This is a genomic window from Bradyrhizobium sp. SZCCHNRI3043 (assembly GCF_032377735.1).
Lineage (GTDB): Bacteria > Pseudomonadota > Alphaproteobacteria > Rhizobiales > Xanthobacteraceae > Bradyrhizobium.
This window is the reverse complement of record NZ_JAUHID010000006.1, coordinates 78005-95975: the sequence shown is the minus strand read 5'-3', so window position 1 is coordinate 95975 and position 17971 is coordinate 78005. Positions and strand designations below refer to the sequence as shown.

Sequence of the window (17971 nt, the reverse complement as noted above, 5' to 3'; positions counted from 1 at the left end):
CACCTCATTCAGCCGGTTCGGGCTGCAGATCCGGCGATGTCTGCGCCGCCCGGACGGGCTCCAGCCACGCGCCGAGCGCCGCCAGGAAGGATTCGTTGCTAAGGATCGAGAAGTGGTCGTCGCCGGCCACGCCACAATCCGCCGCGTGCGGCAGCCGCGCCGCGAGCCGATCGCGCTGTCGAAGCCGGCCGGACGTCCACCAGCAGCCGGGTGCTGCAACGAGATCGGCCGGCCATTCGGCCGCCCGAGCCAGTTGCGCGAGGTGGCGCCCGACCCTGAAGGCCGCGACGATGTCGTCGACGCCGAGAAGACCGTCGCGCGGCTGCAGCGGCGCCATGCCGATTGCATCGGCGACCAGGCGCCGGATCACCTCGTCCGTCACCGGCACATCGCCGGAACGAATCGCCGTCACCTGCGACGTGATGGCTGAAGGCTGCACGCCCGGCGCCGTGACCGACAGCAGCGTCAGCAAGTCGTCCGTCCAATGCCGCCCGGGCGACGGCTGCTCGTCACCATGCGGAACGAAGCTGTCGATCAGCGCCAGGCGCTCGACCCGCTCACCGCGCCGCTCAAGTTCTGCAGCAACCAAGCACGCGACCAGTCCGCCAAGCGACCAGCCGATCAGATGATAGGGTCCCTTGCTTTGCGTCCGCACGATCTCATCGACATAGCCCACGGCCATTGCCGCCAGCGACTGGTCGATGAAGGATGGTTCGACCAGCGTCCGGCACTGCAGTCCGATCAGTTGTCTCTGTCCCTCCAAACGGCGCGCCAGCGGCGCATAGTCGAACACCGTGCCGAATCCGCCGTGAAGGCAGAACACCGGCGGCGTGCCATCGACCGGCGAACTCAGGGGCAGCAGCGCCGACGGCCGCGTGGATGATGCTGCGGGGGTGCCGAGCAAGGCGCGAATGGTCGGCCTCTGCAGGAGATCGCGCAGCTTGATCTCGCCATCGAGGACCGGGTCGCGGCGAAGTCGCGCGATCACCTTGAGGCTGAGAATCGAATTGCCGCCGAGTTCGAAGAAGTTGTCGGTGACGCCAACTTGCGCGACGCCGAGAATCTCCGCCCACAGCTTCGCCATCGCGACTTCGGCAGCGCTTTCCGGCGCGATGAACGCGGCCGCGGCAGCGATGTCCGGCGCGGGCAACGCCTTGCGATCGACCTTGCCGCTCGACAGCGTCGGCAGGCGCTCGAGCACGATGATGCGGGATGGAATCATGTAGGCCGGCAAAGTCCGGCGCAGCGCGGCAGTCAGCGTTGCAGACAGCCGCTCGGCCGCAGCAGCGGCGGCGTCGCCTGGCGCCCGTGGCGCCACATAGGCCACGAGCTGATTTCCTCCCGCACCCACCACGGCAAGCACGGCGGCCTGCGCGACTGCTGGGTCGCTCAGCAGAGCCGATTGGATTTCGCCAAGCTCGATCCGGAAGCCGCTGACCTTGACCTGATCGTCGCTGCGTCCGAGATATTCGATCGTGCCGCTCGCATCCCATCGCGCAAGGTCGCCGGTGCGGTAGAGACGCGCGCCCTCGTTCGTCGAAAATGGATCCGGCACGAAGCGTTCCGCCGTCATGCCTGGCTTGGCGTGGTACCCGCGCGCGAGCCCGAACCCGCCGATGTAGAGCTCGCCGGCGGCGCCCGCTGGAACGAGATTCAGGAAGGCATCGAGGATGTAGGCCGTGCGGCGGCCGACGGGACTGCCGATCGGCGCATAGGCCTTGTCGCACTCCGTGTTTCCGTCGACCTTCCAGACGAGCGGTGTCACGACGGTCTCGGTCGGACCATATCCGTTGATCAGGATCTGCGGCTTCAGCGTCCGCCTGACCTTGTCGAAGCCGGCCTTCGGCATGGCCTCGCCGCCGAACGAATACAGCCTCACCGGCGGCGGATTGCCGGTCTGGTCCACCCATTCGGCGACCTGCTGGAGATAGGCCGGCGGCAGGCCGATGTGCGTGATGCGCTGGGCATGAAGCGTCGCAACGGTCTGCTCGGGCGTCCATAGCTCCGCATCGCGCATGACCAGCCTTGCGCCCTGCGACAGCACCGTGAGCCAGCGCTCATGTGCGCCGTCGAACGCCAGCGACAGGAAATGCAGCTCGCTTGCGTGCTCATCGAGCTCGTAGAGCGAAGCGGTCGCCCTGCAATGCATCGCGAGCGGGCCATGCGCAACCGCAACGCCTTTCGGCCGCCCGGTGGAGCCTGACGTGTAGATCACATAAGCGAGGTTCTCCGGATGCAGATGAGGATCCGGCGCATGATGCGGACCGGCTTCGAAATCAAACGAGGCGAGATCGATGGCCCGAACGCCGGCGATGGCGGCGACGTGACGCGAGCCGGACAGCAGAACCGTGATGCCGGCGTCACGCATCACAAAGTCAATGCGGTCCGGCGGCAGCTCGGGATCAAGCGGCACATAGGCTCCGCCGGCCTTCAGCACGGCGAGCAGCGCTGCCATCGTGGCGTCGTTGCGCTCGACGACGACCCCGACTCGCTGGTCCGGCCTGAGCCCGGCCTCGATGAGATGGTGCGCGAGCCGATTGGCGCGACGATCGAGCTCGCCGTAGGAGACGCTGCTGCCGCCGATCGTGAGAGCGACACGCTCAGGATTGCGCTGTGCATGACCGCCGATCATTTCGTGCACGAGCGGACGCGTCGCGGCAGACGCCGCCCGACCATTGCAGACACGTGCTCGCTGCACGTCCTGAGCAGCCGCCGCATCGATCGCGCCGAGCGGGGCATCCGGACTTCGCATCATGACCGCAAGCAGATGTTCGAACTGTGCCCTCACCTGCTCCGCCTGATCCGGCATGAAGTGGCTCGGCATATAGGTGAATTCGACCTGCAGCGTATCCTCGACCAAGACGGACAGATCCATCGGATAGTTGGTGACGTCGACATTGCGCAGCTCGCCGAATTGAAGCGAGCCATCACCCTGCAGCAGGCCACGCTCGACCGGATAGTTCTCGAACACGATGATGCTGTCGAACATGGTTTCGCCGGCACGCCTGGCCCAGCTCTGGATGTCGTAGAGCGGCGTCTGCTCGAAGTTGCGCATCGCGGCGTTACGGTCCTGCATGGCGCGCAGCCAGTCACCGATCAGAACATCCGGCGGGGGCGCCTCGATCATCGGCAGCGTATTGATGAACAGGCCGATCATCTGCTCGGCGCCGTCGAGACCGGGCGGACGGCCAGCGACGGTGACGCCGAACGTGATGGTCTGCTGGCCGGTGTAGCGCTGCAGCAGCAGCGCCCAGACGCCCTGGATGAGCGTGTTCAGCGTGATGCGCTCGTGCCGTGCGAACGCCTTCAATGCCGCGGTCGCATCCTTGTCGAGCCGCGTGTAGCAGCGGCGATGTCCGTGCGCATCGTGGCGCCGCGCGCCGAAGGCATCGGCCAGTTGCGTCGGCTGGTCGAAGGCCGTGAGTTGTCCTCGCCAGAAGCGCTCGGCCGCCTGCGCGTCCTGGGCCAGAAGCCAGGCAACATAGTCTCGATAGTGCGCCGAACGAGCCGTGAGCGCCCGCCCGGCATAGCGCTGCAGGATTTCGGCGATGAAGCGGGCCGAGCTCCAGCCATCCATCAGGATGTGGTGGTAAGTCCAGATCAGGCGATGGCGATCGTGGTCGAGCCGCAACAGGCGGACACGCTGCAGCGGCGGTACCGCGAGATCGAACTCGGCGTCACGCTCTGCGGCCAGGGTCGCTGACAGCCGCGCCTCATCGACGGCCTGTCCGCGCCAGTCTTCCGTCGTGAACGGCACGCTCGCCTCGCGATGGACCGCCTGCAGCGGTGCGCCGGACAGCTCGCGCCAGAGGAAACCGGTGCGCAACATCGGATGACAAGCAGAGACCTCCTGCCACGCGCTGCGCAGTCGCTCGACGTCCAGCCCTCGGATCTCGACGCTGACCTGGTTGACATAGACGCCACTGCCGGCATCGCGCAGGCTGTGAAACAGCATGCCCTGCTGCATCGGCGAGAGCGGATAGACGTCCTCGATGCGGTCCCAGTCGACACCAAGCCGCGCGAGCTCCTCGCTCGTCAGTCCCGACAATGCGCCGCGCGCGACGGTAACCGGGGGCTGGTCGTTCCGCGCCACCAGGCAAGCCGGCGCGAGCAGCTCGATCGTCTGCAGCCGGAACACGTCTCTCGGCTCCAGCTCGAGACCGGCGCGGCGTGCGCGACTGACCATCTGCAGCGAGATGATCGAGTCGCCGCCAAGCTCGAAGAAGTTGTCGGTGACGCCGACATCCACCTGGTGCAGCAGCTCGGCCCAGATCGCAGCGAGTGCGGCCTCGGTCGGATTGCGTGGCGCGATGCGCTGCGCCTTAGCGGACCGCGTGTCAGGCAGCGGCAGCGCCTTGCGATCGATCTTGCCATTGGGAGTCAGCGGCAGTTGTGGCAGCACCATCACACGCGACGGCACCATGTAGTCCGGAAGCAAGGAGATGAGCTGCGCGCGCAGCTCAGCACCATCGAGCGCATCGTCGCTGCTGACGTAGCCGACCAGCTGCCGACTACTGCCGAGTTCCTGCGCCACCACGACGCTGTCGCGCACGCCGGGTTGTGATCGCAACCGCGCCTCGATCTCGCCGAGCTCGATACGGTAGCCGCGGATCTTCACCTGGTGATCGGCGCGGCCGACATAATCGAGCAATCCGTCGGGCCGCCACCGCGCCAGATCGCCGGTCCGGTACAGCCGCGCACCGGGATCGCCGAATGGGTCGGGAATGAAGCGCTCGGCGCTGAGCGCCGGACGGCTCCAATAGCCACGGGCCAGGCCCTCGCCACCGATGAAGAGTTCGCCTGTCACGCCGACGGGCGCGCGATTGAGACCGCCGTCAAGCACATGGAGCGTCGTGCTGCCGATCGGGCCGCCCAGGACGGGTGCGGGATCGCGCGCATCGAGCCGATGGCGCGCCGACCACACCGTGGTTTCCGTCGGTCCAAACAGGTTCCAGACCTCGTCTCCGAGCGCGAGCAGCCGGAGCGCCAGGTCGGGAGCCAGCGCCTCGCCGCCGCTCAGCAACCGGCAGCCCCGAGGCAGCCATCCGTGCGAACCGTCGTCGTGATCGAGCAGCATGCGCCAGCTCGACGGCGTCGCCTGGATCATGGTCACGCCCTGCCGGGCCACGATCGCCTTCAAGGCCGCCGGATCATGGGCCGAGGCGCGATCCGCCAGCACGATCCGAGCGCCACGCGTCAGCGGCAGCCAGAGCTCGAGCACCGCGATGTCGAACGACAGCGAGGTCAAACCGAGCACGCGGTCATCGCGCGCAATGCCGGGCTGCTCAGCCATCGTCGCCAGGAAATTCGTCACGGCGCCATGGCGCACCATCACGCCCTTGGGCAGGCCGGTCGAACCGGAGGTGTAGATGACGTAAGCGAGGCTTTCAGGATGGATGGCGACGTCGAGATTGCCTGCGTCGACCGTTTCTTCTCCAGCCACCTCGTCCAGCAGCCAAGCCTGGGCGTGGCCGCCTGCCAGCACCGGCGCGAGCCCGTCGTGGAGCGTCGCTTGTGTCAGCAACAGCTTCGCGCCGCCGTCGCTCAGCATGTGCGCGAGACGCTCGGCCGGATAGTCCGGATCGAGCGGCAGATAGGCTCCGCCTGTCTTGAGCACCGCGAGCAGCGCCACCATCATCGTGACACCGCGCTCGAGCGCCAGCCCCACCACCACGTCGGGACCTACGCCATGCTCCCTGAGCCTGTGGCCGAGCCGGTTCGCGCGCGCGTTCAGCGCGCCATAGCTGATCGTCTCCTCATTGTGCACGAGCGCGATCGCATCGGGCGCGCGCTCTGCTTGCGCCTCGAACTGAGCGACGACGCTCGGTGTCGTCACGGCCCCCGCCGAATCGTTGACCCGCGCCAGCAGCGCGATGTCTGCGGAATCATCGGCCGCAATGCAGCCGACCGCCTGCTCGGCATCGCGAGTGATGGCCGCGAGCAGTTGCACGAACGCCATCTGCAGCCGACGGATCTCGACTTCGTCGAAATGTTGCTGCTGGAAATTGAACACCAACCGCAGCTCTCTTTCGAGACCGACGCTCACGAACAGCGGATAGTTGCTCGTTTCGAGGATCCTCGTCCGGCTGACGCTCAGGCGGCCATCCTTGGTCCTCAAGGCCTCGTCGACCGGATAGTTCTCGAACACGAGAATGCTGTCGAACAGCGGACGCCCTGCCCGGCCCGCGATCCGCTGGATGTCGGCCAGCGGCATCCAGCCGTGATCCCGCAAGGCGAGATTGCGATCCTGCAGGTCGCGCAACCACGCGCCGATCCGCTGCTGCGGATTCTCGGCGTCGACCACCGGCAAGGTGTTGATGAAGAGACCGACCATCTCCTCGGCGCCGGCGAGCCCGGCGGGTCGGTCCGACACCGTCACACCGAAGCAGACCGTGTCCTGGCCGGTGAATCGACGAAGCAATTGCGCCCATGCCGCCTGCATCACCGTGTTCAGCGTGACCCGCTCGCGGGTCGCGAAACGTTGCAGTCGCTCGCTGAGATCGACGTCCACCGCCATGGCGAGCGAGCCATGGCCCATGCGCGCGTCGACCGCAGGCTGCGCCAGCAGGCTCGGCTCGTCGAGCCCGGCCAACGCCGCTCGCCAGAACTCGGCCGCAGCACCATGGTCCTGCGCCTGCAGCCAGGCGATGTAGTCGCGGTAGCGCGGCGGCTGTCCCTGCAGCGCCGCCTGCTCCTTGTGCTGCATCACCTCGGCGATGAAGCGGGCCGAACTCCAGCCGTCCATCAGGATATGATGATGAGTCCAGATCAGCCAATGCCGGTCGTCGGCGATCCGGATCAGCCTCACGCGCTGCAGCGGCGGCCGCGAGAGATCAAAGCCGTCGACGCGCCCGCGGTCTGCAGCCGCCATGAGCGCAGCATCCAAAGCGGCCGGAGCGAGCTGCGCCGCACGTTCCCGCCAATCCTCCGCGACGAAGGGAACGTCGGCACTGCGATGCACGACCTGCTGCGGCGGTCCCCGCAATTCACGCCACAGGAAACCGGTGCGAAGCACGGTATGGCGATTGCTGACCGCCTGCCATGCGGCTTGCAGCTTGCCGGCGTCGAGACCGCGGATCTCGGCGGCAACCTGGTTGACGTAGACCCCGGTGCCGTCGTCGTGCAACGCGTGGAACAGCATGCCCTGCTGCATCGGCGACAGCGGATAGATGTCCTCGACCTCGCGCCAATCCAGCGTCAGCGCGTCGAGCTCGGCCTGGCTCAGCTTCGACAGCGGCACATCGGATGGCGTCACGCCGTGGACGCCGCTCGTGCAGTGATCGACCAGCTCACGGAGCGCCGCCTCGAAACAGCCTGCGACGCGGGTCACGGTCTCGCGTCGATAGCGCTTCCTGCTGAAGCCGAACGATAGCTCCAGACGACCGTCGAGCACCCTCGCATTGATGGCGATATGGTGGCGCAACGGGCTCGATGCCGCGCGCGACGGGCCGGCGCTCTCGGGCGCGATCGAGAACAGCGCAGTCTCGTCCGTGCTGCCATCGACCTGACCGAGATAGTTGAACCCGATGCGCGGCTGCGCTCCCGTCGTCAGCGTCGCACGCTGGGCATCAGAACCCAGATAGCGCAGGACGCCGTAACCAAGTCCCCGGCTGGGGACTGACCGCAGCATCTCCTTGGTCGTCTTGATCAGCACCGCGGGTGGCTGCGATCCAGCCATCAGATGTACCGGAAACGCAGTCGTGAACCAGCCGATGGTTCGCGACAGATCGAGCCCGCCGCCCAGATCCTCGCGGCCGTGGCCTTCGAGCTCGACCGTCATGATTTCGCGGCCCGACCACCGCCACACCGCGCGCGTGAGCGCCGACAGCAGCAGATCATTGACCTGGGTTCTGTACGCGCCGTGCGCCGTACCCAGCAGACGCGCGGTCAGCTCGGCGTCGATCGCAAGCGGCACGTCGTCGGCGTCGGCGATCGTATCCCGATCCGCATGATCAGAATCGCGTGGCACGTCCTCCGCCCGCCGAAGCCCTGACCAGTAGTCCAGCTCGGCAACCAGCGCATCCGAGGCCGCGTGTGCGCGTAGCGCTGCGCCCCATTGGGCGTAGGCGTGCGTCTTGGCCGGCAGTGTCGCCTCTTGCCCGCGCATGAGCTGCTCGTAGACAGCCGCGATATCCTCCAGCAGCACGCGCCACGACACGCCGTCGATCACGAGGTGATGGATCACGATCAGGAGGCGCTGCTCGCCCTCCGGCATATCCATGCCGACCATCCGCACCAGGCGACCATGCGCGAGCGAGAGGCTCGCCTGGACCTCAGCGGCGAGCGCGGTGACCGCCTCGCCGTCGGCGAGCTCGCACGACCGCAACAGGTCCGAGACAGCCGGCCCCGGCCCGTGCTCGGCGCGCCAGACACCGTCGATGCGTTCGAAGCGCAGTCGCAGTGCGTCGTGATGCGCGACGACGGCCACCGCTGCGCGTCGCAACACGTCCCAGTCGAGCCGCCGCCGCGGCCGCAGCAGCAAAGCCTGATTCCAGTGATCAGGAGCGTCCAGTTCCTGCTCGAAGAAGCGGAGCTGAATCGGCAGCAACGGAAGTGGCCCGGCGATGCGCCCCTGCTCTGCCGTCGTCTCCAGCCGGACGATCACCCGCGCGTCACGCGCCAGGGCTTCCAGCGTCTGGTGCTTGAAGACGTCCCGCGGCTCGATCAGAAGGCCGGCCCGCCGCGCACGGCTGACCATCTGCAGCGAGATGATGGAATCGCCACCGAGCTCGAAGAAATTGTCGGTCATCCCGACATCCGGCTGATGCAGCAGCTCGGCCCAGATGGTGGCCAACGCAGCCTCGGCCGGCGTCCGCGGCGCGATCCCCTCGGCTGCAGCGCGCGCCTCCGGCGCCGGCAGCGCGGTGCGATCGACCTTGCCATTCACCATCAGAGGCAGGCGGTCGAGGACCATGATCCGCGCGGGCACCATGTGGTCCGGCAGCGTTGCGGACAGGGCCTCACGCAGCGTCGCAGCATCGAGCATGCCGTCGCCGCAGACATAGCCGACCAGCTGCCGGCCCACGCCGAAATCCCTGGCGATCACGACGGCCGCGCTGACCGAGGGCTGCTGCAGGAGTCGCGCTTCGATCTCGCCGAGCTCGATGCGGAAGCCGCGAACCTTCACCTGGTGATCGGCCCGGCCGACATAGTCGATGGCGCCGTCGCTGCGCCAGCGCGCCAGATCGCCGCTTCGATAGAGCCGCGCGCCGGGAGGTCCGAAAGGATCGGGAATGAAGCGCTCGGCCGTCAGCGCCGCGCGCCCGAGATAGCCGCGCGCCAGCCCGTCTCCGCCGATATGGAGCTCGCCCGTCGTTCCCTCGGCGACCGGATTGAGATCGGCATCGACAACGCGCAGGGTCGTGCCCGGGATCGGAAATCCGATCGGCACGCCCGATCCGCTCGGCCCGCGACAGTGCCAGAAGCTGACATTGATGAGCGCTTCGGTCGGCCCATACCGATTGTCGAACCGGATCGCGGGGAACACCGAATAGACCTGGTCCTTCAGCTGGACCGGCAGGGCCTCGCCACCGGAGAACAGGCGCTTCAAGGTCACGCATCGCTGAACCTCCGGCTCAGCCACGAATTGCGCGAGCATCTGCGGCACGAAATGCAGCGTGGTCACGCCATGCGCAGTGACCGCATCGATCAGCCGCTTCGGCTCGCGATGTGCGCCCGGCGCTGCAATCGCAAGCCGCGCGCCGACGATCAGCGGCCACAGGATTTCCCACACCGCGACGTCGAAGCTGAACGGCGTCTTCTGCAACAGCGTTTCGCCGGGATCGAGCCCGTACTCCCGCTGCATCCAGGCGAGCCGCGCCGCCAGCGCGCCACGCGTGCAGGCCACGCCCTTCGGCACGCCGGTCGAGCCGGACGTGTAGATCACATAGGCGAGGCTCTCGGCGTGGGTCGGACTCTGGAGATCCAAGCTGCCGGTGTCCGTGTCCTGCGAGGCGCGTCTGTCGCCGACGGCGATCAACTCGGCGCCCGCCCCTGCCGTGATCTCGATCAGCCGATCACGCAACTGCGGCTGCGTCAGCACCAGCCGCGCGCCGCTGTCGCCCAGCATCGCGGCGAGCCGCTTGGCGGGATAATCCGGATCGAGCGGCAGGTAGCCGGCCCCGGCCTTCAGAACGGCCAGCACAGCCACGACCAGGTCGGCGCTGCGCTCGAATGCCAAGCCGACGGGAGCATCCAGAGCAACGGTGGATTGCCTGATCTGTCGCGCCAGGCAGTTCGCCCGCGCATTCAGTTCGGCGTAGCTGATCCTCTCCTGATCGGAGATCACGGCAATGGCCGCAGGCGACCGTGCGACCTGCTGCTCGATCTGCGTCACGACGTCGACGAAGTCGTCATTCACCGTCCGCGCGACAGGTCCCGAGCTCCAGCCGAGCACTCGATGCAAAGCGGCGGCGTCCAATCCATGCAGCTCTGCGACCGGTCGGCTGCTGTCGTCGGCAATGCGCGCGAGCAGACAGGCGAAAGCTGCCTGTATCCGCTCGATCTGCGCCTGGTCGAACTGGCTGCGATCGTAGCGGAATCCAAGCCGGATGCCCCTGTCCGTCACGAACACCGCGACCGTGAGCGCATAGTTCGTGATCGAGATCTGCTCGGCGCGGCTGGCACGCGGCCCCTCGCCGGCCTGATCGCGCAGCGCCGCGTCGACCGGATAGTTCTCGAACACGAAGATGGAGTCGAACAGCGGCCGGCCGGCGCGGCCCGCAAGCCGCTGAATCTCGTGGAGCGGCATCCAGCCATGCTCGCGCAGGTCTACGTTGCGATCCTGCAAGCCGCGCAACCAATCACCGACCGACGTTTGAGGCGTTGCATCCTCGAACACGGGCACGGTGTTGATGAACAGGCCGACGGTCTCCTCCACGCCCGCGATCTCAGGCGGCCGGCCGGAGATCGTGGCGCCGAAGCAGACGACATCCTGGCCGGTCAAGCGCCGCAGCAGCTGTCCCCAGGCCGCTTGCAGGACCGTGTTCAGGGTCACCCGCTCGCGCCGCGCCACGACCTGCAGCCGCTCCGTCGTCGCCGCATCGATGACGAGATCGATCGAGCCATGGCCGTCGGCAGGCGCGGGCGGCCCGCCCAGCGCATCGGCAAGCAGGCTCGGCTCGCCGACCGTCGAGAGCGAGCGTGCCCAGAACGCACTCGACGCATCGCGATCCTGCTGCTGCAGCCAGGCAATGTAGTCGCGGTAGCGGCCGCGTGGGGCGAACAGCGACGCGCCACCGACATGCTTCATGATCTCGCCGATGAGCCTTGCCGCGCTCCAGCCGTCGAGCAGGATGTGATGATGTGTCCAGATCAGGCGGTGCACACCGCCGCCGAGATCGATGAGACGGACCCGCTGCAATGGCGGACGCGACAGGTCGAAGCCGGCCCGCCATTCGGCTGCGGCCACATCGGCCAGCGCCGCGTCACGCGCGGCCTGATCCATCGAGTCCACACGGTCGCGCCAGTCCTCCTCGACGAAGGGGACAGGAACCTGCCGGTGGACGACCTGCTGCGGCGCGCCCGACAATTCTCTCCACACGAACACTGTCCGCAGCACCGCGTGTCTCGCCGTCACCGCCTGCCACGCCGCGCGCAATCGCGCCGCGTCCGCACCGCTGATGTCGACGGCGATCTGGCTGACATAGTTGCCGCTGTCACCATCGCGCAGCGCGTGGAACAGCATGCCCTGCTGCATCGGCGACAGCGGATAGATATCCTCGATATCGCGCCAATCGCGCGACGCTCCGAGCAGGTCGAGCTCCGGCTGGCTGAGGCCTGAGAGCGGAACGTCCGACGGCGTGAGGCCGTATACGCCGCTCGTGCAATGCGCGACGAGTTCGCGCAGGGCCGCGGAATAGCACGCGGCCAGCCGCTCGATCGTCGCGCGGCGATAGCGTCGGCGGCCGAAGCTGAATGTCAGCCTCAGCTGGCCATCAAGCACTTGACCGTTGATGCTGAGCCAGCGCCCGAGCGGCGCGCTGGCGCTGCGTGACGGCCCCGCGCTTTCCGGCGCGAGCGCGAAGGCAAGGTCAGAGCCGGCGCCGAACTGGCCGAGATAGTTGAAGACGATCCGCGGCTCGGCTCCGCCCGTCAGGGCGGCGCGCTGCTCGGGGCTGCCGCAATAGCGCAGCACGCCGTAGCCGAGCCCGCGCGCCGGGATGGCCCGCAACTCCTCCTTGATCGATCTGATCAGCGTGGCGTTATCGCCAGCACAGCCGGCGAGTCGAACGGGAAACGCGGTCGTGAACCAGCCGACCGTCCGCGACAGGTCGAAGCCCTCGAAAATGTCTTCCCGGCCGTGACCTTCGAGCTCGACCAGACATTCATCGAGCCCGCCCCAGCGGCTGACCGCGCGGGCCAGCGCCGCCAGCAGCAGGTCATTGACCTGGGTCCTGTAGGCAGCGGGCGCCTGCTTGAGCAGTTGCCCGGTCATGTCGGTATCGAAGGACACGACGACATCCTCACCATCGGCGACACGATCGGTCTCGCCGTGATCATCGTCGCATGGCACGTCGCCGGCGGCGGTCCGCTGTCTCCAATAGTCGAGCTGACCAGCCAGCTCCTCGCTGGCGGCGTAGTCTTCGAGACTGATGCCCCATGACGCCATGGACCGGCTGTTGGAAGGCAGAGCAATCGCGGCCGCGCCCTGCGCCACCTGTCGATACGCCGAGGCGATGTCCTCGAGCAGCACGCGCCAGGACACGCCATCGACGACGAGATGATGCACGACGATGAGAAGCCTCTGGCTGCCGTCGGCAACGTCCATGCCGACGAGCCGCAGCAACGGTCCCTGCAGAGACAGGCTTGCCTGCGCGGTCGCGCCAGCCGAGGTGATCTCAGCCGCATCGGCGACGGTGCGGATCCAGAGCAGATCGGCGCTCGCCGGCATCGCGCCGTATCTCGCCTGCCACTCTCGGTCGCTTTGCCGAAATTGCAGCCGCAGGGCATCGTGATGCGCCACCACGGCCTCGACCGCCTGCGCCATCACCCGCCAGTCGAGCCGCGCCGACGGCACGAGCATCAACGCCTGATTCCAGTGATGCCGTTCGCCGGCGTCCTCGGCAAAGAAGCGGCGCTGGATCGGCAACAGCGGCACCGGATCGCCATCGCGCGCAAGCGGCTCAGCGGATGCAACGACGGCCCGATCGCGACGCGCGACCCGCGCCAGCTCCTGCAGCGTCTGATGCCGGAACAGGTCGCGCGGCTCGATGGCAAGCCCGCGCTGGCGCGCACGTCCGACCACCTGCAATGAAATGATGGAATCGCCGCCGAGCTCGAAGAAGTTGTCGGTCAGCCCGACCCGCGAATGGCCGAGCAATTCAGCCCAGATCGCCGCCAGCTCCAGTTCGGCCGGGGATTGCGGCGAGACGTAGTCGGCCTCAGCAGACAACTGCTCGGGCGCCGGCAAGGCGTCGCGATCGACCTTGCCATGCGCCGTGAGCGGCATCCGCGACATCAGTACGATGCGGGCCGGAACCATGTAGTCCGGCAGCTCCTCGGACAACGCCGCGCGCAGCCCCGTCTCGTCGAGGCCATCCTCGCCGCAGGCATAGCCGATGAGCTGCTGGCGTCCGGCGATCTCGCGTGCCACCACCACCGCCGACCGAACACCCGTCTGCCGCGTCAGCCGTGCCTCGACCTCGCCCGGCTCGATGCGAAAGCCGCGGATCTTGAGCTGATGGTCGGACCGTCCGACATAGTCGATCACGCCATCGGCGCGCCAGCGCGCCAGATCGCCGGTGCGATACAGCCGCGCGCCAGGTGCGCCGAACGGATCGGGGATGAAGCGCTCCGCCGTCAGCGCCGGCCGATTCCAATAGCCGGCCGCGAGCCCCTCGCCGCCGATATGAAGCTCGCCGGTGACGCCGACCGGAACGATGTTGAGATCGCCGTCGAGAACATAGGCCGAGCGCCGGCCGACTGGACGGCCGATCGGCGCATAGCCGCAGTCGATCTCGGCATCGGCGTCGACCTTCCAGACCAGCGGTGTGACCACCGTCTCCGTCGGACCATAGCCATTGATCAGCTTGCGCGGCCGCAGCGCCTGCCTGACCTTGTCGAAGCCGGATTTGGGCATCGCCTCGCCGCCGAACGAATACAGCGACACGGGCGGCGGATCGCCGCTCCACGCCGCGAAGTCGGCGAGCTGCTGCAGATAGGCCGGCGGAAAGCCGGCATTGGTCACCCGCTGCGCGCCCATCACGTCGAGCGTCTTCTCCGCCGACCAGAGATCGGCATCACGCATCACCAAGGTCGCGCCGCAGCCCAGCGCGGTCCACAACCGCTCATGCGCGCCGTCGAACGTGAAGGAGAGGAAGTGCAGCTCGCGCGACTGCCGGCCCATCTCGTAGAGCTCGGCGGTGGCCTCGCAATGCATTGCGAACGATCCGTGAGCGACCGCAACGCCCTTCGGCACGCCGGTGGAGCCGGACGTATAGATCACGTAGGCGAGGCTCGCGGGATGGACATCGACCGCCGGGTCGCTCTCCGTCGTCTCAGCCGCCATCGCGCCGAGATCGACGACCGCGATCCCCGGCATCGGCGGCCATTGCGATCGTCCCGCCGCATCGACCAGCACGACGCGCGCGCCGGCATCTCGAACGGTGGCGGCAAGCCGCGCTGGCGGATGATCAGGATCGAGCGGCAGATAGGCCGCGCCGGCCTTCAGGACGGCAACAAAACCGGCGACGAGATCGGGCGAGCGCCGCATCGAGAGCCCGACGAGCTCGCCGGGACGAACGCCGAGCGTTGCAAGATGCTGTGCGATGGCGTTGGCGCGGCGATCGAGCGCCTGATAGGTGATCGTCTCGGCCCCAAACACCAGGGCCGCTGCGCTCGGCGTCTCCTTTGCGTGCCGGGCGAACATCCGATGCACCGGCTGGAACGGCACGAGCGCGGGAGGGCAAGCGTTCCACTGTCTGACGTCGTCGCGTTGCCGGGCCGACAACAGCTCCAATGCCGCGATCCGACGTGTGGGATCCGCGACCATCGCCTGTAGGATCGTGAGCCAATGCCCGGCGAACCGTGCGATGGTCGACCGGTCGAACAGCGCGGTGGCAAAGGAGAACAGCGCCGAGACGTCTCCCGACGGCGCCTCCTCGCTGTCGAGAGCGAGGTCGAATTTCACCGTGTCGATCTCTGCCGCGATCGTCTCGATCTGCAATTCGGACGCAGCCGGCGCATGCGCCGGCTCGCGCCGGTGCTGATGGTTATAGAGCACCTGGAATAGCGGAGTCTGGCTTAGGCTGCGCTGCGGCTGCAGCACGTCGAGCAGCCGCTCGAACGGAAGATCCTGGTGATCCTGGGCCTCGAGCGAGGCCTCGCGCAGGGCGTGAATGACGTCGGCGATCGTGCTCCGGCTGTCGATCCGTGTGCGCAGCACCTGGGTGTTGACCAGCAGGCCGATCAGACGCCGCGTCTCCGACCGGTCGCGATTGGCGAGCGGAACGCCGATGCTGATGTCGGGCTGGCCGCTGTAGCGATAGAGCACCAGCTTCAGCGCCGCCAGCAGAACGACGAACAACGTCGTGTGCTGTCCCCGCGCCAGCTCGCGCAGGCGATCGGCAAGCTCCGCCCCGAGCGACAGCCGTATGGCATCGCCGGATTGATCGGCCTGGGCTGACCTGGGCCGATCGAACGGCAGCGGCAGCATGGCCGTGTCATGGAGACGGCCGGTCCAGTAGCGGAGCTGCCGCTCCTCCTCGACGGCACCGAGCCACAGTCGCTGCCAGGCGGCGAAATCGGCGTAGTCGATCTCGAGCGCCGGCAGTGAGGCGGTCTCGCCGCGGACGGCGGCGCGATAGAGCTGCCAGAACTCCTCGGTGAGGACCTGCATCGACCAGCCATCGGCGACGATGTGATGCAGCGTGACCGAGAGGACATGGTCGTGCTCGCCAAGACCCAGCAGCGCCGCGCGCAGCAGCGGTCCGGATTCCAGATCGAACGGCAACGCCGCTTCCTCACGCAGCAGCCGGCTCGCCCGCTGCTCGCGGTCATCGCCCGCGATCTCGATGCGGCGAAGCGCGACAGGCGCCGGCAACCCTACGATCTGCTCCGCCTCGCCGTCGTCCTGCCGGAACGTCGTGCGGAGCGCGGCATGGCGCATGACGAGTTCATCGAGCGCCCTTTGGAGCGCACCAACATCAAGCCGACCCCGCAGGCGGATCGCGACCGGCATGTTGTAGGCGGAGCCGCCCGGATCCATCCGCCACAGGAACCAGAGGCGGGCCTGCGCGAACGATAACGGCGCGCGCTGCAGATGCTGCCGGGCGATCGGCAAGATCGACAGATCGATCCCCTTGGCCGCCAACTGCGTCAGGAACGCGCGCTGCTTCGACGCATCGAGACGCACCAATCGACGCGCGATTTCGCCGAGCTGCTGGGCCTGGAGTCCGGACTGATCATTCATTGGCAAACTCGACTTCCTCAAGCAGATCGAACATGGCGGCGATGTCGTCACTCCGCCTGCTCGTCGGCGGGTCCGCGGCGAGCGCAGACGCTATGGCCTCGATCGTGGTCAGTTCGAACAACCGCTTCAGCGGCACCTCCCACGCGAGATCGCGCTTGATGCGGCCGACGAGCTGGACGGCCACCAGCGAGTCGCCGCCGAGCTCGAAGAAATTGTCGGTGACGCCGACGTCCGGCCTGTGCAGCAGCTCTGCCCAGATCGCCGCGAGTGCGGCCTCGGTCGGATTGCGCGGGGCGATGCGATGCGCTTCGGGAGCCCCGACATCGGGCCGCGGCAGCGCCTTGCGGTCGATCTTGCCGTTCGGCGTCAGCGGCAGCTCCGGCAGCACGATCACGCGCGACGGAACCATGTAGTCCGGCAGCGCTGCTGCGAGCGCAGCGCGGAGGCCGCCGCCGTCGAGCGTATCCTCGCTGCTGACATAGCCGACCAATTGACGGCCGCCGCCGAGCTCCTGCGCCACGACGACGCTGTCGCGCACGCCCAGCTGCTCCCGCAGCCGCACCTCGATCTCGCCGAGCTCGATCCGATGTCCGCGGATCTTCACCTGATGATCGGCGCGGCCGACATAGTCGAGCACGCCGTCGGCCCGCCAGCGCGCGAGGTCCCCGGTCCGGTACAGCCGCGCGCCGTCGCTGCCGAACGGATCCGGAATGAAGCGCTCGGCACTCAGCGCAGCGCGTTTCCAATAGCCGCGCGCGAGCCCGTCACCGCCGACGAAGAGCTCGCCAGTGACGCCGACCGGCGCCAGATTGAGTTCGGTGTCGAGCACGTACAACCGGGTGTTGCCGATCGGGCTGCCGAGCAGCGGCAACGGATCGGTCGCATCGAGGCGGTGACGCGCCGACCACACCGTGGTCTCGGTCGGCCCATACAGGTTCCAGACCTCGCTGCCCAGCGCGCCCAGCCGCCGCGCCAGGTCCGAGGCCAGCGCCTCCCCGCCGCTCAGCAAGCGACAGCCCTTCGGCAGCCATGGAGCCGTCTCGTGTGTATCGGCCGCGTCGTGATCGAGCAGCATGCGCCAGCTCGACGGCGTCGCCTGGACCATGGTCACGCCGTGCCGTGCCACCATCGCCTTGAGCGCCACCGGATCATGGGCAGCGGCACGGTCGGCGAGCACGATCCGGGCGCCATGGGTCAGCGGCAGCCACAGCTCCAGCACGGCGATGTCGAACGACAACGAGGTCAACGCCAGCACGCGGTCGTCGGCCGCGATGCCCGGCTGCTCGGCCATCGTCGTCAGGAAGTTCGTCACCGCGGCGTGACGCACCATCACGCCCTTGGGCCGACCGGTGGAGCCGGAGGTGTAGATGACGTAAGCGAGGCTCTCCAGATGCACGTCGACAGCAAGATTATCGGTCTGGCCGAGGCCCTCGCCAGCCGCCACCTCGAGCAGCCATGCCTCGGCCTCGCTCCGGGCCAGCACCGGCGCGAAGCGGTCGTGGAGCGTGGCTTGCATCAGCAGCAGCTTGGCGCCGCTGTCGTTCAGCATGTGCGCGAGCC

2 protein-coding genes (1 of these 2 only partly in view) are annotated in these 17971 nt (G+C 67.7%); both read right to left on the bottom strand.

Translation table 11 applies throughout. The annotated features are described in order from the left end of the window. Nucleotides 1-4 precede the first annotated feature (4 nt). On the bottom strand, nucleotides 5-16411 hold the full coding sequence (locus QX124_RS15040; RefSeq protein WP_315797575.1) for a non-ribosomal peptide synthase/polyketide synthase: 16407 nt from the start codon (nucleotides 16409-16411) through the stop codon (nucleotides 5-7). Further along, nucleotides 16404-17971, bottom strand: partial view of a non-ribosomal peptide synthetase gene (locus QX124_RS15035; RefSeq protein ID WP_315797574.1) — the final stretch only. It continues 5032 nt past the right edge of the window; 1568 of the gene's 6600 nt are visible here — the last part of the coding sequence; its start codon lies beyond the right edge, outside the window; its stop codon occupies nucleotides 16404-16406. Before QX124_RS15035 ends, QX124_RS15040 begins: the two co-directional genes overlap by 8 nt.